Raw genomic sequence first — 26,971 nt, 5'->3', positions numbered from 1 at the left:
TCCATCTAATGTATAAAAGCAAAAACAGTTTATTATGAAAGACTACCTACAGTTATTATGGACCATGATTTTTGGGACGGCTCTTTTGAGTTGTACGCAAAATGAAGAAAGAGCCCTCACCAAACCATCCATTATCAATATTGACCTTGCTCAAGAAGGTAATGAAATTTCTGAGGATTTATGGGGGATTTTTTATGAGGAGATCAATCGATCTGGAGATGGTGGATTGTATCCTGAGATGATTTACAATCGGGCCTTTGAGGAAAAGAATATCCCTCACACACTGACCTATCAAGATGGGGTAATCAAGGCTCCTTCTAAAGTGGATTACGAATCAGGCAGGGTCAAAAACTGGCAGACAGAATTCGATGTTGAGAACAAGACTGATGGCTGGAAGTTAGAGAGCAATAGCGAAGCAGATGCTTCAATGAAAGTGGTTACAGCATCTCCACTTGATCCTGCTACACCTCATTCCTTACTGATGGATATCCAATCAAATGATGGAGTGAAGTTGGTCAATGGAGGTTTCAAAGGGATTGCATTCACAAAAGGAGAGAAGTACGATTTTCTATTTTATGCGCGTCCTTTTGCTTTTACCGGTCCTATTACCGCTTCTATTGTAGATACATTGGGCAATGTAGTGGCTACACGTGCGTTTGACATGTCTGGCAATAATGAATGGGATGCTTATTCCTTCTCATTTACCTCCGATGTGACTAACAATGCTCTTCAACTGGAGCTGACTTTTGGAGCTGCCGGTCAGGTTTGTCTTGACTACATTTCCTTGCTGCCGCAAAGTACTTTTATGGATAGAAAAGGTGGACTGAGAAAAGACATTGCACAAATGCTCGCAGACCTCAACCCAGCCTTCATTCGTTGGCCGGGAGGTTGTGTAGTAGAAGGCTGCACCATGGAAAACCGCATCAAATGGTGGGAAACCATCGGGCCGCATATCACTCGAAAAGGCGAGTGGGATCTTTGGGGCTACCACAATACTTATGGTTTTGGCTACCACGAGTTTTTGCAACTATGTGAGGATGTAGGTGCCAGCGCCATGTATGTGGCCAATGCAGGGGTTTCTTGTGCTGCCAGAAATGGTGACTACTATGAGATGGATCAAATGCCCGAAATCGTAGAGCAGGTATTAGGGTCGATAGAGTATGCTATCGGAGATGTAAGTACAAAATGGGGAGCAGAGAGAGCTAAAAATGGACATCCTGAACCATTCCCGCTCAAGTATCTGGAAATTGGGAATGAAAACTCAGGCGAGATCTATGCAGAGAGATATGATATGATCTATGATGCTGTCAGAGAGAAGTACCCAGATTTGGAAATCCTCAATGCGCATTTCTTTTTCACTCCAGAAATACCAGAATACTATACTGAAGAAAAAATTCAGATGTTGGACCCACATTGGTATCGCGATGCTGAGTTTTTCTTTGCTAACACCCAACTTTTTGACACCATCCCACGCGGTAAGTTTGATATCTATGCTGGTGAATATGCTTGCATTCAGCAGGGGAATATGTATGGGGCGCTGAGCGAGGCGGCTTTTATGACTGGCATGGAGAGAAATGCTGATATCGTGAAGATGGCTTCATATGCGCCACTGTTAGAAAATGTCAACTATAGAAATTGGCCGACGAACCTGATACATTTTAAAAATGATTCGGTATACGGTCGATCTTCTTATTATGTACAAAAGATGTTCGCCGAAAATCGCCCTGATGTGAATCTGGACACCCAATTGGACTGGGTATTTCCAGAAGAAAAAATAATCGGTGGTATTGGATTGGAGTCGCCTTCTGATTTGACAATCAAGGATTTAATAGTAGATACCGAAGATGATGTTGATAATGCATCGATCCTTAGCGATGAGAACAATTGGAAGGTGGTCAAAGGCACCTGGACAGTAAATGAGGAAGGGCTGAAAGCAGAGGCGATTCCAACACTACCTCAAGGGCAGCGCGCCTTTGATTTCGAAGGAGATGTAACCAATTCCATCCACAATGAGCAGATCCAGGCAGAAAACCTGGTGATGTCCTTTAAGGTCAAAAGAGATAGCCTGTTCCATGGGCTGAAAATCAAATTCGGTCTGAAGGATGACGACCATTATTTCCAGATTAATCTTTTCGATCCTTCGTGGAGATGGTTTCCATGGCTCAATGCAAACGTGGAAAATAATCCAGATTTGAAATTGACAGCCTCCTTGCAAAAGGCTATCAAGAATTCAGGAGGTAGGTTTGGTAGATTCGGTCCTGCTACCATTGATGTAGGCCGATTTGATAAGGAATTTGATTTTGGCATGGACAAATGGTATGATATAAAAGTGACTGTTCAGGGCAAATTGATCAGTCTTGAAGTGGACGGGGTTAGCCTGGGTCAGATCGAATACCAAAGACCACAAAGACAATTTGCCATTGCCGGATATGACAAAGAAAATGGTGAAGTAGTGGTGAAAGTAGTCAATGGAGAAGGAACTCCATTTGCTACTCAAATCAATTTAAACAATGCGGCTAATCTGGAGAAAACAGGAGAAATCATAGAGATGTCTGCCGAAGAGAAAGATGCAGAAAATAGTTTCGCTGAGCCTATGAAGGTATCCCCTAAAACTATGGCTTATGATGGGTTTAGTTCATCTTTTGACATGGAGTTCAAACCATATTCATTGACTATCCTAAAAATCAAAGCAAGCAAATGATGAGTATAAAATATAAATCAATAGGACTGATTCTGCTGATGGCAGTGTCAGTCATGGCTTGCAGTCAGCAGGCTGAGAAAGCAGAAGATATAACGAAGGAAGCCAGCTTTACTTCGGACTATAAAACCATAACTGTAACCAAGGATATTCCATATAGAGAGGGAGAAAGTGATGCCTGGAAGCTTGATTTGGCTATGCCGGCCAATTTTGGGAGTGAATTGCGTCCGGCATTGGTGATTGTTCATGGTGGCGGTTGGCGTTTCGGTTCCAAGTCAGTAGATGTTTATCAAAAGATGATGGTCGCCTATGCCCAGAAAGGCTATGTAACGATCAATGTAGAATATAGATTAACCGGTGAAGCAGAGTTTCCTGCCTGTATCGAAGATGTCAAATGTGCCGTTCGCTGGTTGCGTGCACACGCGGATGAGCTCAACGTAGACCCCAATAGAATCGGTAGCTATGGTCATTCTGCCGGAGCACATTTGTCTATGATGCTGGCTATGGTGTCAGACACTGCCAACCTCGAAGGTGATGGTGGATGGGATGAATACTCCAGTATGGTCAATGTAGCAGGAGCAGGTTCTCCTCCTACAGAACTGGGTCGAGATATGCCTATGGCCAAAAAAGAATGGTGGCCGATCGGTTATATAGCCGCTGGTCATCCACCTATGTTTCTAATTCAGGGGACAGAAGACAAAATCGTATTACCAGAAAGAACTCGGGACTTTGTAGAAAAGATGAAAGCGGCAGGAGCGACTAATCTGGAATACCTAGAGATGGAAGGAGATCATGGTATCGCTTACAATGGACAGTTGGATGTGACGGATCCGGCACTGGAAAAATTCTTTGACAAATACCTGAAGCCTTAAAGAAGATACCTCAAAAGCTGAAAAGCAAATATGGATAGAGCAGAAGCATGAGCAATCCATTTTCATCAATAGCACTAAAATGGCGTTTGGCCAATCGAGCCCAGAGTGAAGTACGATGGAGTTGGTTGAGCTGTGTTTTGCTGAATCCACGGGTGGCTGGTATCCTGGCCTTATGTATGTCATTTGGTTCTATCCTCCCATCGGAAGTTTGGGCTCAGTCGCAGAAAGAGTATCAACTGATCTGGAGTGATGAATTTGAAGGAGAGGGAAAGCCCGATACGACTTTTTGGTCTTTTGAACGGGGCTTTGTAAGAAACGAAGAGCTCCAGTGGTATCAAGATGAGAATGCCAGTCTTGAAAACGGATTGCTGGTAATCAACGGGAAGAGAGAAGACTTTCCTAATCCTAACTATGATGCCCAAAGTTCAAACTGGAGGCGGTCAAGGGAAAAAATTGAATATTCATCCTCTTGTCTTTATTCTAAAGGCAAAGTGGAATTTCAGTATGGCGTTTTAGAGGTAAGAGCCAAAATAGATACGGCCATGGGGATGTGGCCAGCTATCTGGACTTTGGGCATAGATCAGCCCTGGCCTGCCTGCGGCGAGGTAGATTTGATGGAATACTATCTCGTGGGCGGTCGTCCTACGATTTTGGCCAATGCCTGTTGGTCAGCAGGAGAAAACTATAAGAGCCACTGGGATTCGGAGAGTGTGCCACTCAAAGAGTTAACAGTGGGTAATGATAAGTGGAGTAGTCAATTTCATATTTGGAAAATGGACTGGACTCAGGACTACATTAAGCTGTATTTGGATGATCAATTGCTCAACGAAATTGACTTAAGCACGACCACCAACCCTGACGGGTTCAATCCCTTCCGTCAGCCCCATTACATCTTATTGAATCTGGCCCTGGGGTCCAATGGAGGTGATCCTTCGGGAACCCATTTCCCGAGGACTTATGAAATAGATTATGTACGACTTTATCAGCAGTCAACTACCAGATGAATCGAAATTAGGAATAAATATGAAAGATAAATTAAGTAAGAAATATAAGCTGTTAATCATCTTGATGCTGTGTGGTACCTGGGGCATGGCACAGCCTAACTGGAAACCGGATGATTCGAAGGGATTTGTAGCACATGATCCAGTAATGATCAAAGAGGGAGATGACTTCTACTTGTTCACCACAGGTGGTGGGATGGCGAAGAGCACGGATCTTGAAAAGTGGAAAAGGCTGAAACGTGTGCCTAGTAAGCTGGAATGGGTCACCGATGATATAATACCGGGCTATAGAGGTGGATATTGGGCACCAGATATTCAATATTTAGACGGTACTTATTATCTGTATTATTCTCCTTCAGCTTTTGCCAAAAATACTTCGGCGATAGGCGTAATGACCAATAAGACTTTGGATCAAAAAAGCCCGGATTATGAATGGGTAGACCATGGCATGATCCTCCAGTCTATCCCTGGTCGTGATTTTTGGAACGCCATAGATGCCAATGTTTATTTCGATAGAAAGTGGGGAGGGGAAGTGACAGGCTGGCTGTCTTTTGGTTCATTTTGGGGTGGTCTCAAGCTGGTAAAGCTTGACTCAACCATGAAGGCGCTAGCTGAGCCACAAGAATGGTATACAATCGCCAAGCAGGAGAGAACATTTGGAATGCCGGATACCGATCCGGGAGATGGTACCATAGAGGCGCCTTTTATTTACAAGAGACACCAGTACTACTATCTATTTGTGTCTACGGACTATTGCTGCCGTGGATTAGATAGCACTTACAAGGTTTTGGTAGGGCGTTCTCGCGATATCAGAGGTCCTTACTTTGACAAGGAAGGTAAACCCTTGTACGCTGGGGGAGGAACCTTTGTAGCTGGCGAAACGGATGAATATGCGGGGATTGGTCACTGTGCGGTTTATGATTTTGATGGGCAAACCTATTTCGTAGCTCACGGATATGATAAAGATGACAAAGGACATTCCAAGTTGGTTATAAAGACCATCGAGTGGGACAGATCTGAATGGCCAACAGTTCAATTTTAATTATGATCGACTTCAGTACTATTTACAAATATTCAATCGCTTTCAGTTTGGCGGTGGGTACGTTTATAAGCTCATGCGGAACTGAAAAGAAAAGTGAAGTGCAACAGAACCGCATTTCCAGACCAGGCGAATACGTCGGATACAGTGAGGCGATTTATGCAGAGGAGTACGATATCAGTTCGCAATATGTAGAAATGCGTGATGGGGTCAAGCTGGCGGTGGACATCTATCGCCCAAAGGATAAAAAGACTGGAGAAGTCATAGATACCCCTCTTCCTGTACTATGGATGCATACGCCATACAATCGTAGATATAGTGGCGATACAGAAGAAAAATTGACGGTAGACTGCTATGCGGGTACTGCCAGTGAATTGGTGAAGTATGGGTATGTGGTGGCTACTGTAGATTTTAGAGGTTTATATGGTTCTTTTGGGCACAATGAGGGCTTTAATCGAGGTGAATGGGTAGGTCCTGCCCGTAACGATGCCTACGATATTACCGAATGGTTGGCAGTGCAGCCCTGGAGTGATGGGAATATTGGTATGTGGGGATGTTCGGCCACTGGCGGCAGCCAGATGCAAGCGGCTACTACAGCCCCTCCACATCTCAAAGCCATGTTTCCCATGAGTTTTGATTTCGATACGTATGCTTTTCGTGTACCCGGAGGGATTGGAAACCCCAGCCGTTGGCCACAGCCGGACGATGGCTTGACGTCTCAGCAAAGAAGAGATCGATGGGCAGCAACCGTAGATGGTGATGAAGACAGTACGCTTTTGAAAGCTGCCATCAAGCAGCATGAGGGCACGATCGAAAGTGCTGGCTATGTCCCTTTCCGAGATGGCTACTCTGATGAGTTAACAGATGAAGCCTCCAAACAATGGTGGGTAAAAAGTAGCCCGTCTACCTATCTTGATAAGATCAATCAATCAGGCATAGCCATGTACATGGCGGTGAACTGGGACGAAGGATATACCAAGCATGGTCCTTATTTCGCTTTTAATAACATCACCAATCCAACGAAGATTATCATGGGGCCTGGCGTTCACTGCGATTGGTTTACTGCTCAGGATTTGACAGGTTTCGACATCCTTGTAGAGGAGTTACGCTTTTTTGACTACTGGCTCAAAGGCATTGATAACGGTATAATGGACGAAGATCCTGTTTATTACTTCACTTATAATGCACCCAAAGGTGAGGAATGGCAGACGTCTCAAGAATGGCCATTACCAGAGGAGAAAAGGGTGAAGTATTATCTTGGAGAGGGAAGTATTGCAACTATCCAACCTACTGATGGAGGCCAGGATGAAACTAGGGTAAACTATGACTTTAAGCCTGGAACGAATGGCAAAGGAGCGATTGTCTACGAAACTGAAGCATTAAGTGAAGATGTACAGGTGACCGGTCATCCAGAGATGAGTCTTTGGATTTCCTCAACGGCTACTGATGGGGATTTTGTGGCGACCATTCAAGATGTAGCACCAGATGGTAGTGTTTCATCTTATCATATTCAGGGACAATTGAGGGCTTCTATGCGGAAGCAAGCAGAAGCTCCATACAACAATTTAGGACTGCCCTATCACAGCTCAAATACATCCGACGAAAAGCTGTTGGTGCCTGGTCAACCTACTTTGCTTGAGTTCCCAATATTACCCATTTCCATGGTTTTCAAGACGGGGCATAAGATCCAACTGGCCATCAGTTTTGCTGGAAGGGGGACACCCAAAATTGAGCCCGCTCCGAAGGTAACAATTTATCGAGATGCAGAGCATCCATCTTATTTGGTGCTCCCAATTATCGAATGATAGTATTGATCAACTTAGATGAAAATAAAAAGTAGAATAAAAACCAGTCATAGAGGGGCTTTTTCCCTTTGTGATTGTTCGCTGAATGATAACAAAGGGACATGAAAGATAATTGATAGTTTATGTATGATTCGTTCAATAGTCCTGGTAATGGTAAGACTAATTTTAACACGGGTTAAGTATGAAAGTGATTACTCCCTGGAGTGTGGAGTCGCAATGGCTCCAATAGCATGATTGTGAAAGTATAAAGATTGATCTGAAGATGAGAACAAAGCTGCAAGGTCTCATTTTGAAAGCTAGATTCTAGCGCTCATATCCAAGTCCTTTCATAGGAGTCATCCACTGACGTAAAACGAAATTCGAAATAAAAATTAAACTGATTTATTAGCAAATGAAGATTTTTAGAGTGGTCATTGTACTTGCGATAATCGTCCTGTTGAGACAGGGAGCAATGGCTCAGAAGACAGAGGTCATCCAATTGAAAGAGGGATGGAAATTCCACAAAGGAGAGGAGGTATCAGCCTATCAGGTGGATTTTAACGATTCCAAATGGGAGTCAGTGGTCGTTCCTCACGACTGGGCGATATACGGGCCTTTTGACAAAGAAGTAGATAAGCAAGTGGTCAAAATCGTCCAGAACAATGAAAAAGTGGCGTCAGAGAAAACCGGTCGTACGGGTGCATTACCTTTCGTAGGTGTCGGTTGGTACAGAAATACCCTCGATCTGCCCAACCTCGATAATAAGCAGGTTTTGCTGACTTTTGATGGGGCCATGAGCAACGCAATCGTCTATGTTAATGGCCAGTTGGTGGGGAAACGACCCTATGGCTACAGTTATTTCTATTTTGATATTTCGGACAAACTCCAGAAAGGAGAAAATGTGATAGCGGTTAGGTTGGAAAATCAGCCTTTTTCATCCCGATGGTATCCTGGGGCGGGTCTTTATCGCAAGGTTCAGGTGCTAATAAAAGACCAGGTGAGTTTTGAGCACTGGGGACATTTCGTGACGACTCCTTATGTTACGCATACGCTGGCTAGGGTTAATATCAAGTCCAGAGCAAAAGGAGAAAATCTTCGTGTCGAAACCCATATCAAAGATGCCAATGGTAAGGTGGTAGCTACACAAGCTTCTTCCACCCAGTTCGGTGATGAATTTGTTCAGGATCTGGCAGTGGTTAATCCTAATCGCTGGGGGATCGAAAATCCCTATTTGTACACCGCAGAGATCAAGTTGTTTCAGGGAGAAACCTTAAAGCAGGTTGAAAATGTTCGTTTCGGGATTAGAAATATCGCGTATACTCGAGAGGAAGGGTTTGTATTGAATGGACAGCCTACTCAATTCAAAGGCGTCTGTTTGCATCATGACCTGGGGCCATTAGGAACAGCTGTCAACCGAGCAGCACTTAAGCGACAGTTGACGATTCTGAAAGATATGGGGTGCAATGCCATTCGTTCGGCTCACAATATGCCATCCCTGGAGCAGGTAGAGCTTTGTGATGAGATGGGCTTTTTGCTTTTGGCCGAAAGCTTTGACGAATGGAAAAAGCCTAAAGTCAAAAATGGATACAATCTCTACTTTGATGAGTGGGCGGAAAAAGACATTGTGAACCTGGTACGAGCTACTCGCAATCACCCAAGTATCATCATGTGGAGTGCTGGTAATGAAGTGCCAGACCAGCACGGATCAGTCGGAGTGAAGAGAGCCAATTGGATTCAGGATGTTTTTCATCGCGAAGATCCAACCCGGCCAGTCACAGTAGGTATGGATCAGGTCAAGGCGGTGATGGAGTCAGGCTTTGGTGTATTGCTGGACGTACCGGGATTGAACTACAGGGTTCATTTGTATGAAGAAGCCTATGAGAAATTTCCTCAGGGATTTATTCTGGGATCGGAAACGGCCTCTACTGTCAGCTCTAGAGGAGTATACAAATTCCCTGTTGAAAAGGGCATCAATAAAAAATACGATGATGGGCATAGCTCGTCTTATGATTTAGAGTACTGTAGCTGGTCCAATCTACCCGAAGATGATTTTGTGATGCAGGATGATAAGCCCTGGGTGCTGGGTGAGTTTGTCTGGACGGGATTCGACTATCTCGGAGAGCCTACACCTTACGATGGATTTTGGCCATCTCGAAGCTCCTATTTTGGTATCAATGACCTGGCAGGGTTGCCCAAAGATCGCTACTATCTCTATCGTAGCAGATGGAATACAGAGGACGAAACCTTGCATATACTCCCACACTGGAATTGGAAAGGCCGTGAAGGTGAAACCACTCCGGTTTTCGTCTACACCAACTACAACAGTGCGGAGCTTTTCATCAATGGAAAAAGTCAGGGAGTCCGCACCAAGAACGATAGCACCAAGCTAGATCGCTATCGTCTGCGCTGGATGGACGTGAAATACGAACCGGGTACGGTACGAGTAGTGGCCTATGACGATGATGGCAATGCCGTGAGCGAAAAGGAGATAAAAACTGCCGGAGCACCGCACCACATTGAATTGAGTGCTGATAGAACCATACTGAATGCAGATGGAGAGGATATCAGTTTTGTGACGGCTACTGTTGTGGACAAAGATGGCAACCCTTGCCCGACAGCCGATAGCCAATTGAAATTCAAAGTGAAAGGAAATGGGAGTTTCAGAGCAGTTTGTAATGGAGACCCTACCTCTTTGGAATTGTTTCATAAGCCAACGATGAAAGCTTTTAATGGCAAGTTGGTGGTCCTGGTGCAATCCTCCACCGATACAGGGCCTGTTAAACTATCAGTATCAGGAAATGGTCTCGAATCAGGCCAGTTGGAGATACAAGTCAAATAATTAGTAGCATGAAAGAACTAAAAATACTATTCAATATGATGACCTCTTTTATTAGAAGGAAAAAATTCAATACCTCAGTCGTATTGCTTTTAGCTCTCACTTTATTTGGTTGTACACCAGATACATCTGACGCCCCCTCACAGAGTATAGGGGCTGATATATCTTTCGTTCCACAAATGGAGTCCTGGGGACGTAGTTTTTACGATACAGAAGGTAAGGAGACTGATATTTTTGATCTCCTAAAAAAGCATCATTTTGACAATATCCGATTAAGGATATTTGTAGATCCTTCTGCCGAAAATGGGTATTCTAAGGATGGCTTTTGTGATTTGAACAATACCCTGGACATGGCCAAGCGTATCAAGGCGGCTGGCATGACGTTTACCCTGGATTTTCATTACAGTGATACCTGGGCCGATCCCGATAAGCAATTCAAGCCTTCTGCCTGGGAAGGGTTGACAGATAAGGCCCTAGAAGATAAGCTGTACGAATACACTAAGGAAGTGCTGACCACTCTAAAGAAAGAAGGCGTGGCTCCTGAAATCGTTCAGGTGGGCAATGAGATCAGCCATGGTATGGTATGGCCCGATGGCAGAGTACTAGACAATGCAACAGAGGAAAATTGGGCAGCTTTGATGGGCTTGTACAAGGCGGGGCAAAAGGCAGTTCGGGAAGTCTTGCCTGATAGCAAGCTTATGGTTCACCTGGCATTAGGAGGTCAAAACACGCTATGTCGAGAGTTTTTGGACAAAATGAATCAATATGGGGCTGAGTTCGATATGATAGGTCTGTCCTACTATGAGCGCTGGCACGAAACCTACAATGATCTGAAGGCCAATTTGTACGACCTTTCGAAACGTTACAATAAACCGGTGTGCGTCAACGAGTATGGAGCGAGCGAAGAGAACATTAAAATTATCAATGATATCGTACGATCTGTCCCTAACGGCTTAGGCTATGGAACGATGGCCTGGGAGCCTACTCGTGCGATGTTCGACAAAGAAGGCAAACCCTCAGAAGCAATTTTTGCACTATACGATGAGGTATATGAGCAGAACCTAAACCCTGATCAACAGGCTAAAGTGGAGCCTCCTTTTGAGCGAACAGTGAATATCGAAACACCGGTGATTGGAGCCGATGTTTCTTTCGTGCCACAATCAGAAGATCGTGGTGCCAAATATTCGGATCAAGGACAAGAAAAAGACGTCCTGGAGATATTGAAGGATCACAAATTCAACTGGATCAGACTCCGTTTGTTTGTGGACCCCGATGCAGAAAATGGCTATTCTAGAGGAGGTAAAGGTTTTTGCGGGTTAGAGAAAACCCTGGAAATGGCCAAGCGTGTGAAAGCAGCCGGAATGAACTTTTTGCTCGATTTTCACTACAGCGATACCTGGGCTGACCCAGGAAAGCAATTCACTCCTTCAGCCTGGAAGGAACTGCATGGTTCGGCATTAGAAGGTAGAATTTACAGCTACACCAACGAAACCATCAAACGCTTCATCGGCGAAGGGGTACGCCCAGATATGGTTCAGGTCGGAAATGAGATCAACAATGGGATGGTTTGGCCACAGGGCAAACTGCCAGAGGGGAAAGAAAAAGTGGATTCAGATGAGGAGATGGAAAGCTTCAGTGTGCTGTTGCGCTGTGCCAGTGCGGCTGTTCGTGCGGCTGACCCGAGCATTACCATTATGGTTCATATTGCCTGTGGTGGGCAGAATCCCGAATCTGTGGCTTTTTTCGATAAGATCATAAGTCGTGATGTGAAGTTTGATGTGATTGGACAATCCTACTATCCAGAATACCACGGTACACTGGAGGATTTGGAAGCCAATCTCAATGACCTGGTGACGCGATATGATAAGCCTATTTTCGTAGTAGAATATCACCACAACAGAAAAGAAGTCAATGATATCGTCCACAATATTCCAAACGGAATGGGGCTGGGCACCTTTATTTGGGAGCCTACATCCCCTCGATGGGGTGGGCTGTTCGATCAAGAAGGGAACACCAACGAAAACATTGACATCTATCCTGAATTATATTCAGCATATACTGCCGATTAATCCACCAAAACAATAAAGTCATGAAGAACCTGCTGACGATTATTATCATCCTATTGAGCACGACGCTGTTTGCACAGCGAAGCAAGAGTCGAGTTACAACCAACTTTGATTCCAACTGGCAATTTTCACTAGGAGATACACCCAATGCTTCTAAAGCAGATTTCAACGATGATAGTTGGCGAACATTGGATGTGCCGCATGATTGGAGCATAGAGCTGGAAAACGATAAAGAGGCTCCTGGAGGCGGTAACGTAGGCTTTTTCCCAACAGGGATCGGTTGGTATCGTAAGACTTTTGATGTGCCAAAATTCGATGCAGAAAATAATTATTCTATCGAGTTCGATGGTATATACATGAACAGTGAGGTTTGGGTCAATGATGTCTATTTGGGCAAGCACCCTTATGGCTATTCTAGCATATATTATGACCTGACAGGTATACTAAAGCCTGAAGGTAATGTGATTGCAGTGAAAGTGGATAACTCCAAACAGCCTAATTCACGTTGGTACACTGGGTCGGGAATCTATCGGCATGTTCGACTGGTAGCCACTAAAAAGCTTCATTTTGAGAAATATGGGATATTCTACTATACCAAATCTGTTGAAGAGGGCAAGGCTACTTTGTATCTGAAAACCTCTATCCAGAATGACAACCCAGGAGCCATTCAGGAAGTGACAATCGAAAACGTGCTGCTGGATGCCAACGGTAAGAAAGTGGCTTCAATAAAAAAGGAGTCCACGATCAAAGGGAATAGTAGTTTGTCTTTCGAGCAGGAAATGGAAGTACCCTCGCCTGAGTTGTGGTCGGTGGCATCTCCATATCTATACACGCTCAAGTCTACCATCAGTGTCGATGGAAAGGAATCCGATTGTGTATATACCAATGTGGGGATCCGAACCATAGAATATCATGTCGACAATGGATTCCTACTGAATGGAAAACAGGTGAAGATGAAAGGAGTCAACCTGCACCATGATGGAGGGGCTGTGGGAGCGGCAGTTCCAGAAAGAGTTTGGGAAAGACGCTTAGAGATCTTGAAAGAGGGAGGCTGCAACGCCATCCGCACGGCCCACAATCCTATGGCGCCTGAGTTTTATGATCTCTGCGACAAAATGGGGTTTTTAGTGATGGACGAAGCTTTTGATGAGTGGGTACATGGCAAAAGAGATTATGCCTACCAGTTGTACTTTGAAGATTGGTATGAAAGAGATCTGAAGGCCATGGTTTACCGAGATCGCAACCACCCTTCAGTAGTAATGTGGAGTGTGGGCAATGAGGTGCCTGATCAGTCTAGTGAAGAAGGCCCCGAGATCGCCAGAGCATTGATTAATATATGTCACGAAGCTGATCCTACTCGATTGGTTACGGCAGGTAATGACCGTATTGCTGCGGATGACAATCCTGCATCTGAGGCTTACCTGGCAGAATACCAGAATGACATTGTTGGTTATAACTATCCGGATCGCTGGCACGACCGCCGAGAACTGTACTACCACGAGGATAAAACCAACTATCCTAATCGCCGGGTAGTGGCAACAGAATCGACTGGAATGGGAGGCTATCGCGGCAATTACAACCTGGGAGATGATCCTGAAAAAGTGAATGCCCGATATGCGTATGGTAGACCACTAGATGTAGAGGGACGATGGAAATACACGCTATTATACGACTATGTCATTGGTGATTTTATGTGGACGGGTATCGATTACTATGGAGAATCCTGGAGGTGGCCTTTTCGGGGTGCTTCTTCTGGATACCTGGACAACTGTGGTTTCAAGAAGGACGGTTACTACTTTTTTAAGAGTATTTGGACCGAAGACCCAACCCTGCATTTGTTGCCTCATTGGAACCTGGAGGGACGTGAGGGGCAAATTCTACCTGTGATTGCTTATTCCAATTGTGATACCGTAGAGCTGTTTTTGAATGGGAAATCTTATGGAGCGAAATACCTCGAATTTCCACGTAAAGGAAATGCCGAACGATGGAATAAACCTGAAGAAGGAAAGGTTTACACGACAACCAGCGATTTGCACCTATCTTGGGATGTGCCCTACGAGCCGGGTGAACTGGTAGCAGTAGGAAGGAAAAACGGGAAGGAATATACCTATAGATTGGTCACAGCAGGGGCTCCAGCTCAAATTCGTTTATCAGTGGATCAGGAAAAGATCATGGCTGATCCTACCGATGTAGCGCACGTGACGGTAGAGATTCTGGATAAGGACGGAAACAGGGTGCCAACGGCAGACAATTTGGTGCAGTTCGAAGTAGAAGGAGCCAAGATCATAGGTGTAGAAAGTGGCAACATGCGGGATTTATCATCACCTAAAGGCAAAGAAAGAAAGGCTTTCAATGGGTTGTGTATGGCCATAGTACAAGCTGAAAAAGGAGGAAAGATCACTGTAAAGGCAGTATCAGAAGGTTTGACTAGTGATTCTATAACTATTAAAGCAGAATAAGTGAGCGTTATGAAGATATCCAAAATCATATTAACAGTTAAATACATTTTTTGCATTGGGTTGATTGCCGTATTGAGTAATCCTGTATTGGCTCAGTGGAACAACATCAAAAACGATAGCTTTTGGGATACAAAAGACGGTCAACCGATCTATAGCCAGGGCGGAGGTATTTTTAGATTTGCCCATCCAGAAACGGGCGAAGAAAAATACTTCTGGTATGGTGTGCATTACAAGCAGGCCGAGATGTATCGCGAGGATCCTTCTGTGACGCAACCCCGAAACAATTTTGAAGGAGTGACCTGCTATTCATCCACCGATCTGGTCAATTGGGAATTCGAAGCAGATGTCCTAACACCAGACGAAGTGTTCGACGATCCAGACCGAAGATGGGGCTGGCTTGGGCGTATGGGTGTGGCATATGTGGAAGAGGCCGATCAGTACGTACTCATCATTCAATACAATGCCAGCGTACTTTTTGCAGTAGCCGATTCGCCTTTGGGCCCTTTTAAAAAAACACATACCAAAAGCATGGAGAGCTGGATAGGCACGCCTAACACAGGAGATCAGACGGTTTTTACCGATGAGGACACGGGCAAATCTTATTTGGTCTATAGCTACGGCAAAGGACGACATAAGATTTACATCTCAGAGATTGGCCTCAAGGATGGTAAGATAACTTTACTCGATTACAAACAAGTGTTTGGAGGCGCAGGCCGAGAGGGTAACTGCATGTTTAAGTACAAAGGCAAGTATTACCTGGCTGCATCACAATTGTACGGTTGGGATGGTTCTCTCGCTTACTATCTAGTGGCAGATGATATTATGGGACCTTATCTTCCGGAAAACGACATGCAGGTTTTTGCTGGTGCTGAAGACGATTATGCCCATATTTCTCAAACTGGTTTTTTTGTGACCGTTCGTGGTACGAAACAAGAAACCGTCATATTCTGTGGGGATCGCTGGGCTGATTTTGCCGGGAATGGCCTGGGGTACAATCAGTGGTGTCCATTGTCTTTTGAAGAATACGTTCCTCATTTCAACTCCTTGAATTCATGGGACTTGAACGAAGAAACAGGTGAATGGCGAGTGGCCGAGGATAACAACTATGTGAAAAACCCAAGCTTCGAGGCAGATCGAAAGCAAATGCCTAGTCCAGTAAAGCCAGTTCAAACCCGATTGCTAGGGTGGGAAACCACTGTCGTTAAAGGAACGGAGATCTCACTAGATTCCCTGTCACCAGTGCTCAATCATGCCAATACAAAAGAAGAGCGTGAAGTGGTGATTGGTGAGAGAAGTTTGAATATGAGTGACAGGGTAGATTTTATTCGAAAAGTGCATCAAAAGGTCGATTCCTCTCCTTATGTAGAGTTCGAAAATGGCAGTTATACCCTTACCGCAAAAGTGAAGAACAAGGGGGATTTCAATCAACTGGAAATGTTCGCAGAATCTGGTGGCAAACGCTTTGATTTTAATATCATTGAGGAGAATGAAAACTGGACGACTATAAGCATTGAAAAAATAAAGGTGAAAAACAATGAGGTCATAATTGGCTTTTTGGCTGAAGGAAAAGCCGGAGCATTTTGTTTGGTTGATGACGTCTCCTTGATTAAGAGTAGGTAAAATATTTGATAGAAAAGAAAATGAAACACAGTACTTCGATTCCCATTGTAGTCTTTTTGTTATTGCTAGTGGGCATGGCCTCTTGTAGTCAAGAAAAGAAAACCCATGAAACTGATGAAATGGCGGCCTATCTATTGGTCTACTTCACTGATCCGACTCATAGTCTTTTCATGGCTTTGAGTACTGACGGGTATACCTTTACAGACATCAACAACGGCCAACCTATTGCTGCAGGTGATACATTGGCGAGTCAAAAAGGTGTCCGAGACCCTCACATTTCGAGAGGGCCTGATGGTGCATTTTATATGGTGATGACATTGCCTTTAGTAGATACGCAGATATTTTATTGATGAAGGCAGAGGCACTTTTCAGACAAGGTGATACAGGTGGAGAAGCGCTTGACCTGGTGAATCAGGTAAGAGCTAGAAGTAATGCTACACCATTGACAGTATTGACTGAAGATGATATTCTGGATGAGCGCGGAAGAGAACTAGCTTTCGAGATGCATAGAAGAAGAGATTTGATTCGATTTGACAAATTTGGAGATCCCTGGGAATTTAAGGAGGCATCTGATGATTATCGAAAACTCTTCCCAATTCCACAGGCGGCAATTGATGCTAACCCTAATTTGGAGCAGAATCCTGGATATGCAGGAGGATGATAGAATTAGATAAATAGTAATTTGTTTGAAAAAGGTGACGCGATAACCAGCGTCACTTTTTTCAATATAGCGAAGATCAGTTTATGAGCTATTATTATCGAGCTGACTGAAACTAAAATGATAATGCTACCCATGAATGAGAATGAAATTAAAAAGATTACCTGGATGCAACTTTTAAATAAGATTGGCTCAATGCTTGGCTTGCTGGCCATACTAATTTTTTCTTTGGGTTGCACTCCTACTTCCACAGAACTTCCCTCCAAAACTGAAACACTGAAGGCCATGCGGCTGGCCAACCAATACTTCATGGACAAATGGCCTGATACAGGAAAAACCATTGTTACCAACAAAGAGCGTCCAAGCAACATCTGGACCAGAGGGGTCTATTATGAAGGATTGATGGCGTTGTATGCTACTGATCCAAAGCCGACCTACTATGACTATGCGGTAGAATGGGGAGAATCTCATAATTGGAACTTTCGCGATGGTGTGACTACCAGAAATGCCGACAACCAGTGTGCAGGTCAAACATACATTGATCTATATGAACTAGACCCTCAGGAAGAACGCATAGCCAATACTAAGGCTTCTATAGATAGTATGATGGTCACTGACAAGATTGATGATTGGGATTGGATAGATGCCATTCAAATGGCCATGCCGGTTTTTTCAAAATTGGGTGCATTATATAGAGATACGGCCTATTTCGAAAGAATGTATGACATGTACGCTTATTCAAAATATCAAGAGGGGGAAGAAGGACTTTACAACCCCGAAGATGGGCTATGGTGGAGAGATGCTGACTATGACCCTCCTTACACTGAACCTAATGGAGAGGACTGCTACTGGTCCAGGGGAAATGGCTGGGTAGTGGCTGCATTGGTGAAAGTGCTTGAAGATATTCCTGATGATGAAATACATCGTGAGGAATATGAGCTCGATCTCAAGGCCATGTTGAATGCGCTCGTTAAGGTACAAAGAGAAGATGGTTTTTGGAATGCCAGTCTTCACGACCCTACCAACTATGGTGGCAAAGAGGCTACAGGGACCTCATTGTTTGTATATGGAATGGCCTGGGGATTGAACAATAATTTGATTGATTCAGCAACCTATTATCCGGTTGTGGTCAAGGGCTGGAATGCACTTTTAGAAGAGTCCTTGCACGACGATGGTTTTCTAGGCTATGTTCAGAGTACAGGAAAAGAGCCGAGTACCGGACAGCCAGTAACATACGATAAACAGCCCGATTTTGAGGATTATGGTTTGGGATGCTTTCTGCTAGCAGGAAGTGAAGTGTACAAATTGTCAACAGAAAGATGATTTTTGGTGAATAGGTGCATTTTTGGAAAGAGAACATATGGAGCGAATTGAAGAACTAAATTTTGAGGGAACAACCTTAAATATGGAGAAAAAAGGCAGTACAAAACAAATTGAAAAATATAGACGAAACGAGCGAACCATTACATGGTTCGTGCATGGGGTGATACCTCTATTATTTATGCTATTTTCATGTGAAAGTGCTGATCAGTCTCCTGCTGAGCATTGGTATTATGAATTCGGTACAGCATACGATACTGGTGCCAAAGTGCAAACAAATGTCCCTAATCAGCTCGACTCTTTGGGCTACCAAATTTCCGGTTCCTTCATTGAAGAGGAGGAATACTATACTACTGATAAGCATTTCACTTTTTGGCAATCTATTCCTGAGGGCAATTATCGAGTAAAATTGATATTAGGAGACTCAGAAGGGAAATCTAGTACCTCTGTTCGTGTAGAATCTCGCAGGCTCATGTTATATGAGCATAATACTGACTATGGTCAAATAGATACAGTCACGATCATAGTCAATGTACGGTCAGCCTTAATCCATGGGCAGGACAGCATCCGACTAAAGCCAAGAGAGATGGGCTATTTACAATGGGATCCCTATTTGTCTATTGAGTTTACTGGTGAGCGACCATGTCTTAAAGCGATGCGTATCGAGCGAGTAATGGATGTACCGACCATTTTTCTGACTGGTAATTCTACGGTAGTGGATCAAGACAAGGAACCTTGGGCGTCATGGGGACAGATTTTCCCTGTGTTTCTAAAGCCAAATGTTGCGGTGGCCAATTTTGCCGAGTCAGGTGAAACTTTAAAATCCTTCATCGGGGAGCGAAGACTTGAGAAGATAGATTCCTTGATAAAACCCGGAGATTTTTTATTCATGGAATTTGCGCATAATGACCAAAAGCCAGGTAGCGGTCACGTAGAGCCCTATACCAGCTATATCGAATACCTGATGAAATTCATCAATCTAGCTCGAGAGAAAGGTGCCACGCCCGTGCTGGTGACATCAACCAACCGACGATCCTTTGATGAAAATGGCCAAATCATCAATACACTGGACGAGTACCCGAATGCCATGAGGCAGCTGGCTGAAAAAGAAGACGTTTTGCTCCTGGATCTAAACACCATGAGTAAGGTTTTGTATGAGACGCTGGGAGTAGAAGGATCCAAAAAGGCATTTGTGCATTATCCAGCCGGGACCTTTGCCTGGCAAAGGGATGCACTAGCAGACAATACTCACTTCAGTACCTTTGGCGCATGGCAACTAGCCAAATGTGTCGTAGAAGCCATTCGACAATCAGAGTCTCCATTAAAGAACTATTTAAAAGAATCTATCAAACCTTTTGATCCGGCTGCACCGGATCAGTTGGAGGATTGGAAATGGACAATTTCAGAAACTGGGTCTAGTATAAAACCAGATGGATATTAAGATGAAGAGCAGAGTAGCATTTAAAATGAAATTAAAGCCTGGAAATATTCAGGAATATAAAAAGAGACATGACGAAATATGGCCTGAATTGCAGGAATTGCTGAAGGAATCGGGGGTGTCAGAGTATTCTATATTTTTTGATGAGGAGACTAATTCCCTTTTTGGCTTCCAAAAAGTAAGTGGAGAAGGAGGTAGTCAAGATTTAGGAAAAGAAGAGATAGTGAAGAAATGGTGGGCATATATGGCAGATTTGATGGAGGTTAACGATGATAATTCTCCAGTCACTGTTGCAATGCCCGAAGTGTTTTATTTGGCCTGATAGATATCGTAGGCTTACCAATTAATAAATGATGAGAAGATGAAAAGAGGACTGTTTTATTTCATGTTGACAGTATTGTTGATAGGAACCGCAAAAGCGCAGCAGCTTGTTGGTGATTATACTAGCGGCTTTAAAAAGGAAGGGAATATAGTTACCCTACCCTATACCGATGCAGATGTACGGCTGGAGTTTTGCCAGGATCGTATGGTTCGGGTACGTACCAGTTGGGATCGGGATTTTGAGGCGCCAGAGCCTTACATGGTTATTAAATATGATTGGGATGAGGTGCCTGTTGAAACTGAGGAAACTACTGAAGCTTTCACCTTTCAAACGAATGAACTGAAATTAGTAGTTAATAAGTCCCCATTTTCAATTCAAGTCTATAATGCCGAAGGCCATCTTTTGTCTAAAGGCATGGGGCATACTAAAAGTAATGAGACAGTTCTGAGCAAGAAAACACTGCTTCCCAATGAGCACTTTTTTGGATTCGGGGAGAGAATGGATCAATTGGACCGCACAGGCAGATCAGTAGAACTCAATGTTGGACGAGGCGAAGGTAGGCCACACCTAATCGGTGCCTATGATGTACTGCAGGCCAATTACTGCCCTGTCCCGTTTTTTATGAGCACCAGAGGCTATGGAATTTTTCTTCACAACTCTTTTAAGAGCTCCTGGGATATGGGTGCTTCAGCTTCGGATGCCTACAATTTTGGGGCTGAAGGTGGAGAATTGGATTACTACTTTATTTACGGACCCGATTTTTCTGAGATCCTGGATGCTTATACAGATGTGACTGGCAAATCGCCGATGATAAACCGGTTTGCTTTTGGTCTACATGTGGGAACCTACAGCGGTGGTACCTGGGGGTACGAAGAGATGACTTCCACGCAGTATGTGGTTGCATTGGTTAAGAAATTCAGAGAATTGGGAATCCCGATTGACATCTTGCATTTGGATTCTACCTGGCGGATTTTTGGAAAAAATGGAGGTAAGGGCGCTACAAGTTTTGAGTGGAGAGAAACTTTTGATGATCCTGAGGCTATGTTTGACAGTCTTTATGCCATGAATATCAACATGGCTGGCGTGCATTTACGCCCGAGATTTGACAATGGCAATACACTTGACCTTTTGGATCAGGCGCGAGAAAAAGGCTATGTCTATCCTGAAGAAAATAACCCGGGAGAGTTTGTCAATTTTTTTGATCAGGAAGCTACTGACTGGTGGTGGGAAAATGGCGTGAAGCGAGTAGCAGATCAAGGCGCCATGTTTCTAAAGACGGATGAAGGAAGTGCTTTTGGTCGCAAAGCCAATGAAAGTGATAAAGTGGGGCCTACTGGTAAAGAAATTTATAAGCTTCACAATGTTTTTCCTATAGCCTATGCCAAGGCACCTTACGAAAAATTTCAGCAGTACAACCAGATCAGAGGTATGAACCATACGCGCGAAGGTTTCGCCGGAATTCAGCGCTATCCATTCATCTTTGCTGGTGACTGGCCTAGCGAGTGGCAATATTTTGAACCCGTGATCAAAGCAGGGTTGAATATAGGACTATCCGGGGTGAGTTATTGGACACATTGTATGGGGGGATTTGAGCACAACGCAGATCCCGAATTGTACATTCGTTGGACTCAGTTTGGTTTATTAGGACCAATCGCCCATTTGTTTGGGATGGATCATCCAGGTTATAAAGAGCCTTGGAACTATGGCGAAGAGGCACAACGAATATTCAAAACATATGACAGCCTTCGATACAGTCTTATCCCTTATCTGTACACAGCAGGTTGGGAAACTTATCAAACGGGTATGCCCATCATGCGTGCTTTGGTTTTGGAGAATCAAGATGATATAAATACCTACAACATCACCGACCAATATCTGTTAGGAGAGTCAATCTTAGTATGTCCAGTCACCACAAAGGGTGCAAAATCCAGACCGCTGTACCTGCCTGATGGAAAATGGTACAACCACTGGGATGGGGAAATATATGAAGGAGGACGGGATGTTCATGTCGTTACCCCGCTGGATCAGATGCCTATTTTCTACAAGGCTGGCAGCATTGTGCCAAGTCAGTTGCCAGTACAGTACATCGATCAAAACCCACTGGATCATTTGGTATTGACCATTTACCCAGGTAGCCAGGCATCTTATGAGCTATATGAAGATGATGGACGTACGCTGGATTACCAATCAGGAGAGTACACCACCACCTCCATTGAATATTCTGAGAAGGAGGAGGGTAAAGCCATTGTGATTGCGGAAAATACGATGGGATACGAATTGCCAGACCGAACCTATTCTGTTAAAATTAAGACATCTGAGAAACCCGAAGATATCCGTGTGACATCAGGTAAGAAGTCAAAACGACTGAAAGAATGGAGCTATGATAATGGAACGCTATCTTTTGATGTGATGAAAAAGTATGGACAACGCATTGAAATTAATATTCGATAGATGACAAACACACTAATACGAATGACAAGACTACAACACATAATTCTATTTGTTCTTCTATTATTGGCCTCATGTACGGAACGTGAGAAACCACTGGCAATTGATTGGCCGGAGGTCACAGCAGAGACCAAACCCTGGACTCGCTGGTGGTGGCATGGGAGTGCTGTGACCAAAGAGGGCATAACATCAGAGCTTGAATCATTCAAGGAAGTTGGATTTGGTGGAGTAGAAATTACTCCCATTTTCGGAGTGAAAGGGCAGGAGGATCAGTTCATTGATTTTCTTAGCGAAGAGTGGGTGGACATGCTTGTTCACACGCTCGAAGAAGCTGAAAGACTTGGACTGGGAGTAGATATGGCCACCGGAACAGGCTGGCCATTCGGAGGCCCCTGGATTGGAGAAAATGAAGCGCCGAGGAATGTCCTTCATAAAACCTATGTTTTGAAATCAGGTCAGTCACTCAAGGAAAAAATCCAATATATCCAGCAGCCTATGGTAAGGGCGGTAGGAGATCCCGTTGGGATAGATCAAATCAAGTTTCCTATTGCTGCGAACGATAATTTACAGGAGTTGGCTTTGGATCAGGTGAAGTTTGAAAAGGAGCTACCGTTGATTTGCCTGATGGCTTATGACCAAGCAGGTAACACATTGAACCTCACTGACCGTGTGAAAAATGGCAAGCTAGATTGGACTGCACCTGATGGCGAATGGCAACTGTATGCCTTGTTTATGGGATGGCATGGCAAAATGGTAGAGCGGGCTGCTCCGGCTGGTGAAGGCAATGTCATTGACCATTTCTCTAAATCGGCCATTCAGGTCTATTTTTCGAAATTTGATTCTGCATTCAAGGATTGCGATTTAGGAACTCTCAGGGCATTTTTTAATGATTCTTATGAAGTAGATGATGCCAGAGGACAGGCAGATTGGACCCCTGAGATGTTCGATGCTTTTCAGCAGTTGAATGGGTATGACCTGAGAGGCTATTTGCCAGAATTGTTAGGTCAACGTGAAGGAGAGACCAGCAAGAGAGTACTGATGGACTACCGTGCTACGGTAGAGCAGTTGATCAGCGAAAACTTCACCAACGAATGGAAATCATGGTCGAGACAATATGACGCCATCATTCGCAATCAGGCACATGGCTCACCCGCTAATATTTTGGATCTGTATGCGCAGGTGGACATCCCAGAGACCGAAGGTACAGAAATACTAAAGATCAAGTTTGCCTCATCTGCAGCCAATGTGAATGGAAAAAGGTTGAGCTCATCTGAGTCAGCTACCTGGCTGAATGATCATTTTCAATCTTCACTGGCGGATATCAGAAAAAACCTGGAGAGGTATCTATTAGGAGGGGTTAATCATGTGTTTTATCATGGTACGGCCTATAGTCCGGATGATGAAGTATGGCCAGGCTGGTTGTTTTACGCAGCTATCCATGCCAATGACCGCAATACCTGGTGGGATGATTTTTCGAAACTGAACGAATATATCGCCCGAATTCAGTCATTCATGCAGAATAGCCAACCGGACAATGATGTTTTGGTTTATTTTCCTGTTTATGATCGCTATGCAGAGCGCGGACATGGATTACTAGAGCATTTTGATATTAGAGGCAATTTTTACAAATCTCAAGTCAAATTGTTAGGTGATACCCTCTTAGAAAAAGGAGTCGCATTTGATTTGATTTCTGACAAACAGATTGCTAATCTCAAGGTGGATGCCAATCAGATTGTGAGTCAAGGCAATGCTTATCAGGCCATTTTGATCCCAAAAACCACTTATATCCCAGTGGCAACCATGCGTAAATTGCTTGAGTCGGCTAATGCAGGAGTTAAGGTGCTTTTTCATGGAGATATGCCAAAGGATGTTCCAGGGTTAAATGATCTTGAGAAAAGGCAACAGGAACTGCTTAGTTTGAAAGAAAAGATGGGAGCTACGGCAGCTGTCGCCTCATCATTAGAAGAATTGCTAACAGTGGTTCAGTTGCCTGTCGAATCCATGACCCAGTTGGGATTGCAATTCAATCGGAAGAAATACGAGGGGAATACCCTTTATCTGATAGCTAATTGGGGCGAGGAGAGAATCGATCAGTGGGTACCAATGGCCAAGGGAGCAGCTCATGCTTATTTGTTTGATCCTATGACAGGGGAAAAAGGAATCGCTCAAACCAATGGACAATCGGTGTATTTGCAGTTGGCACCTGGCGAAAGCTGTTTGGTTGTTTGTGCTGAAACACCCTTTGAAGGAAATTCTTTCTCCTACTATACAGAAGGTGAAACGCAAAAAATCAAGGGTGAATGGGAGGTAGTATTTACGAAGGGCGGCCCTGATTTGCCCGAGAGTCGAACGCTATCGAGCCTATCCTCATGGACGAAATTTGAGGATGTCAAAGCATCCAGGTTTTCTGGAACAGCTACTTATACCACTACTTTCGAAAAGCCTGCAGAGAAGGCAGCCGCTTACCAAATCCGTCTTGGTAAAGTGCATGAGAGTGCACAAGTCTATCTCAATGGAGCATACCTTGAGACATTGATCGGGCCAGTCTATGAGCTGACCATTCCGAGTGAAAAGTTGAAGGAAACCAATGAACTAAAAGTACTCGTCAGCAATCTGATGGCTAATAGGATCAAGCACATGGACGAGTCTGGACAAACGTATCAGCGCTTTTATAACATTAATTTTCCCGCCCATGATGCAGAAAATAGAGGTGAGGATAAGTTATTTCATGCGGATCATTGGGAGGCTCAACCATCTGGACTGTTAGGTCCAGTAGAGCTGGTGGAACTTGAAGAAAAGACATTTAACTAATAAAAATAATTATTGAAATGACATTGTTATCTAAAATATTAACCATCGCATTGCTATTTGTAGGATTAGTGCCACCTGAGAAGCCTACGGTTTATCTGGTAGGAGATTCTACTGTGAGATGCGGCAGTGGAAAAGGAGGAGGCGGACTCTGGGGATGGGGTTCCTTTTTGTCAGACGAGCTGGATACGACGAAAGTTTCTGTGGTCAACAAAGCCATGGGAGGAAGAAGTAGCCGTACCTATATCCAGGAGGGGAGATGGAATGATGTGCATGATCAATTGCAGGAAGGCGATTACGTGATCATTCAGTTTGGTCACAATGATTCGGGCCCTGTCAATGATGATTTTAGAGCAAGAGGTACCATCAAAGGAAATGGTGAAGAGACAGAGGAAATAGATAATATATTGACCAAACGTCGTGAGATCGTGAAGTCCTACGGTTGGTACATTAGAAAATACGTGGCTGACACAAAAGCAAAAGGAGCCATTCCTATTGTCTGTTCGCTGGTCGCCAGGAACATATGGGAGGATGGAAAAATCACACGCAATACCAATGACTATACCCAATGGGCCAAAGAGGCTGCCGAAATGGAAGGGGCCTATTTCATAGATCTAAATGATTTGGTAGCGACTAAGTATGAAGAATTAGGACAGGACTATGTGACAAAAAAACTTTTTATAGAGGACCATACTCATACCAATAAGGCAGGTGCCAAAATTAATGCTGAATTGGTGTCAGAAGCCATTAAAAAATTGGAGGACTGTGGATTGTCAGCTTTAGTAAAATGATGATTAAAGCCAGAATGTTCTATTGGACCTACTCACTATTGATGGTTTTTGTGCTGCTACTGGTAGGCTGCAAACAAGAAGCCTCTCGTCCCAATATCGTGTATATATTGGCTGATGATTTGGGCTATGGAGACCTTAGTTGCTATGGTCAGCAGAAGTTCAAAACCCCGAATATAGATCGACTGGCAAAGCAAGGGATGCTTTTTACCCAGCACTATGCAGGCAGTACCGTTTGTTCGCCATCCAGATCAGCACTGCTCACAGGACAGACGACAGGGCATACGCCTGTTAGAGGCAATATTCGGGTGGAGCCCGTAGGGAATTGGCCATTAGAAGCGGAGGCTTACACCCTGGCAGAGATGCTACAAAAAAGTGAGTATGTGACTGGAGCTTTTGGCAAGTGGGGTTTAGGCTACCTGGATACCGAAGGAGATCCCAACTTACAAGGCTTTGACGAGTTTTATGGATTTTATAGCCAGACACTGGCGCACCATTATTTTCCAGACCAGCTTTGGCACAATGATGAAAAGATTGTTTTGACAGGGAATCGAAATGGGCAGGAAGAGCAGTATGCACCTGACCTCATTCATCGGGAAGCACTCAAGTTTCTAGAGGACAATGCAGAGAGTCCTTTCTTTTTGTACTACGCCAGCGCCTTGCCGCATGCAGAAATGAAAGTACCTGAAGAAGAGCTGAACCAATATGCAGGCCAATTCGATCCTGAGACTGCCTACGACGGAGTGGATTATGGAGAGGAGCGATTCAGAATGGGGCCATAGGGTCGGCAGAGAAACCTCGAGCTGCATTTGCC

The 26,971-nt window shown here is 44.2% G+C and carries 18 protein-coding genes; all 18 read left to right on the top strand.

Features of this window, described 5'->3' with window-relative positions:
* The first annotated feature begins 34 nt into the window (after positions 1-34).
* Positions 35-2,701, top strand: coding sequence for an alpha-L-arabinofuranosidase family protein (locus N7U62_RS11865; RefSeq protein ID WP_264138189.1), 2,667 nt, complete (start codon positions 35-37; stop codon positions 2,699-2,701).
* The gene (locus N7U62_RS11860; protein WP_264138188.1) at positions 2,698-3,570 is read left to right on the top strand and encodes an alpha/beta hydrolase; all 873 of its coding nucleotides are present in this window, start codon (positions 2,698-2,700) and stop codon (positions 3,568-3,570) included. The genes N7U62_RS11865 and N7U62_RS11860 overlap by 4 nt, the downstream gene beginning before the upstream one ends.
* A 47-nt stretch (positions 3,571-3,617) precedes the next feature.
* Positions 3,618-4,574 carry a glycoside hydrolase family 16 protein gene (locus N7U62_RS11855; protein ID WP_264138187.1) on the top strand — a complete coding sequence of 319 codons (957 nt, stop codon included), beginning with the start codon at positions 3,618-3,620 and terminating at the stop codon, positions 4,572-4,574.
* Positions 4,575-4,593: 19 nt separating this feature from the next.
* Entirely contained in the window at positions 4,594-5,613 is a 1,020-nt protein-coding gene (locus N7U62_RS11850) for a family 43 glycosylhydrolase (protein WP_264138186.1), read from the top strand.
* A 2-nt stretch (positions 5,614-5,615) separates the two neighbouring features.
* Positions 5,616-7,415, top strand: coding sequence for a CocE/NonD family hydrolase (locus tag N7U62_RS11845; protein ID WP_264138185.1), 1,800 nt, complete (start codon positions 5,616-5,618; stop codon positions 7,413-7,415).
* Positions 7,416-7,806: 391 nt separating this feature from the next.
* Positions 7,807-10,233: a glycoside hydrolase family 2 TIM barrel-domain containing protein gene (locus tag N7U62_RS11840; protein WP_264138184.1), complete on the top strand. Its 2,427-nt coding sequence runs from the start codon at positions 7,807-7,809 to the stop codon at positions 10,231-10,233.
* Positions 10,234-10,241: 8 nt separating this feature from the next.
* Positions 10,242-12,299, top strand: a complete 2,058-nt coding sequence (locus N7U62_RS11835) for a glycoside hydrolase family 53 protein (protein WP_264138183.1) — start codon at positions 10,242-10,244, stop codon at positions 12,297-12,299.
* 20 nt (positions 12,300-12,319) lie between these two features.
* Entirely contained in the window at positions 12,320-14,755 is a 2,436-nt protein-coding gene (locus N7U62_RS11830; RefSeq protein ID WP_264138182.1) for a glycoside hydrolase family 2 TIM barrel-domain containing protein, read from the top strand.
* A gap of 9 nt (positions 14,756-14,764) precedes the next feature.
* Positions 14,765-16,375 carry a family 43 glycosylhydrolase gene (locus tag N7U62_RS11825; RefSeq protein WP_264138181.1) on the top strand — a complete coding sequence of 537 codons (1,611 nt, stop codon included), beginning with the start codon at positions 14,765-14,767 and terminating at the stop codon, positions 16,373-16,375.
* Between the two features lie 20 nt (positions 16,376-16,395).
* Positions 16,396-16,725: a hypothetical protein gene (locus tag N7U62_RS11820; RefSeq protein WP_264138180.1), complete on the top strand. Its 330-nt coding sequence runs from the start codon at positions 16,396-16,398 to the stop codon at positions 16,723-16,725.
* Complete coding sequence (locus N7U62_RS11815) at positions 16,725-17,036, top strand: RagB/SusD family nutrient uptake outer membrane protein (RefSeq protein WP_264138179.1); 312 nt, start codon at positions 16,725-16,727, stop codon at positions 17,034-17,036. Before N7U62_RS11820 ends, N7U62_RS11815 begins: the two co-directional genes overlap by 1 nt.
* A gap of 165 nt (positions 17,037-17,201) precedes the next feature.
* Positions 17,202-18,356 carry a glycoside hydrolase family 88/105 protein gene (locus N7U62_RS11810; protein WP_404818020.1) on the top strand — a complete coding sequence of 385 codons (1,155 nt, stop codon included), beginning with the start codon at positions 17,202-17,204 and terminating at the stop codon, positions 18,354-18,356.
* Between the two features lie 82 nt (positions 18,357-18,438).
* The gene (locus N7U62_RS11805; protein ID WP_264138178.1) at positions 18,439-19,794 is read left to right on the top strand and encodes a rhamnogalacturonan acetylesterase; all 1,356 of its coding nucleotides are present in this window, start codon (positions 18,439-18,441) and stop codon (positions 19,792-19,794) included.
* Position 19,795: 1 nt separating this feature from the next.
* Positions 19,796-20,113, top strand: coding sequence for an L-rhamnose mutarotase (gene rhaM, locus N7U62_RS11800; RefSeq protein ID WP_264138177.1), 318 nt, complete (start codon positions 19,796-19,798; stop codon positions 20,111-20,113).
* A gap of 39 nt (positions 20,114-20,152) precedes the next feature.
* The gene (locus N7U62_RS11795) at positions 20,153-22,564 is read left to right on the top strand and encodes a glycoside hydrolase family 31 protein (RefSeq protein ID WP_264138176.1); all 2,412 of its coding nucleotides are present in this window, start codon (positions 20,153-20,155) and stop codon (positions 22,562-22,564) included.
* Positions 22,565-22,585: 21 nt separating this feature from the next.
* Complete coding sequence (locus N7U62_RS11790; protein WP_264138175.1) at positions 22,586-25,372, top strand: glycosyl hydrolase; 2,787 nt, start codon at positions 22,586-22,588, stop codon at positions 25,370-25,372.
* A 17-nt stretch (positions 25,373-25,389) separates the two neighbouring features.
* The gene (locus N7U62_RS11785) at positions 25,390-26,160 is read left to right on the top strand and encodes a rhamnogalacturonan acetylesterase (RefSeq protein WP_264138174.1); all 771 of its coding nucleotides are present in this window, start codon (positions 25,390-25,392) and stop codon (positions 26,158-26,160) included.
* On the top strand, positions 26,157-26,939 hold the full coding sequence (locus N7U62_RS11780; RefSeq protein ID WP_264138173.1) for a sulfatase-like hydrolase/transferase: 783 nt from the start codon (positions 26,157-26,159) through the stop codon (positions 26,937-26,939). The genes N7U62_RS11785 and N7U62_RS11780 overlap by 4 nt, the downstream gene beginning before the upstream one ends.
* Positions 26,940-26,971: the final 32 nt, after the last annotated feature.

This window comes from Reichenbachiella ulvae, assembly GCF_025833875.1.
Lineage (GTDB): Bacteria > Bacteroidota > Bacteroidia > Cytophagales > Cyclobacteriaceae > Reichenbachiella > Reichenbachiella ulvae.
The sequence above is the reverse complement of the archived record's forward strand: the minus strand, read 5'-3'. Positions and strand labels throughout refer to the sequence as shown.

Coding starts and splice junctions, on each gene's coding strand:
- N7U62_RS11790 (WP_264138175.1), top strand. CDS start 22,586: ATGACAAGACTACAACACATAATTCTATTTGTTCTTCTATTATTGGCC.
- N7U62_RS11805 (WP_264138178.1), top strand. CDS start 18,439: ATGGAGAAAAAAGGCAGTACAAAACAAATTGAAAAATATAGACGAAAC.
- N7U62_RS11830 (WP_264138182.1), top strand. CDS start 12,320: ATGAAGAACCTGCTGACGATTATTATCATCCTATTGAGCACGACGCTG.
- N7U62_RS11780 (WP_264138173.1), top strand. CDS start 26,157: ATGATGATTAAAGCCAGAATGTTCTATTGGACCTACTCACTATTGATG.
- N7U62_RS11825 (WP_264138181.1), top strand. CDS start 14,765: ATGAAGATATCCAAAATCATATTAACAGTTAAATACATTTTTTGCATT.
- N7U62_RS11810 (WP_404818020.1), top strand. CDS start 17,202: ATGCAACTTTTAAATAAGATTGGCTCAATGCTTGGCTTGCTGGCCATA.
- N7U62_RS11795 (WP_264138176.1), top strand. CDS start 20,153: ATGAAAAGAGGACTGTTTTATTTCATGTTGACAGTATTGTTGATAGGA.
- N7U62_RS11855 (WP_264138187.1), top strand. CDS start 3,618: ATGAGCAATCCATTTTCATCAATAGCACTAAAATGGCGTTTGGCCAAT.
- N7U62_RS11815 (WP_264138179.1), top strand. CDS start 16,725: ATGAAGGCAGAGGCACTTTTCAGACAAGGTGATACAGGTGGAGAAGCG.
- N7U62_RS11835 (WP_264138183.1), top strand. CDS start 10,242: ATGAAAGAACTAAAAATACTATTCAATATGATGACCTCTTTTATTAGA.
- N7U62_RS11850 (WP_264138186.1), top strand. CDS start 4,594: ATGAAAGATAAATTAAGTAAGAAATATAAGCTGTTAATCATCTTGATG.
- N7U62_RS11845 (WP_264138185.1), top strand. CDS start 5,616: ATGATCGACTTCAGTACTATTTACAAATATTCAATCGCTTTCAGTTTG.
- N7U62_RS11865 (WP_264138189.1), top strand. CDS start 35: ATGAAAGACTACCTACAGTTATTATGGACCATGATTTTTGGGACGGCT.
- N7U62_RS11820 (WP_264138180.1), top strand. CDS start 16,396: ATGAAACACAGTACTTCGATTCCCATTGTAGTCTTTTTGTTATTGCTA.
- N7U62_RS11785 (WP_264138174.1), top strand. CDS start 25,390: ATGACATTGTTATCTAAAATATTAACCATCGCATTGCTATTTGTAGGA.
- N7U62_RS11840 (WP_264138184.1), top strand. CDS start 7,807: ATGAAGATTTTTAGAGTGGTCATTGTACTTGCGATAATCGTCCTGTTG.
- N7U62_RS11860 (WP_264138188.1), top strand. CDS start 2,698: ATGATGAGTATAAAATATAAATCAATAGGACTGATTCTGCTGATGGCA.
- rhaM (WP_264138177.1), top strand. CDS start 19,796: ATGAAGAGCAGAGTAGCATTTAAAATGAAATTAAAGCCTGGAAATATT.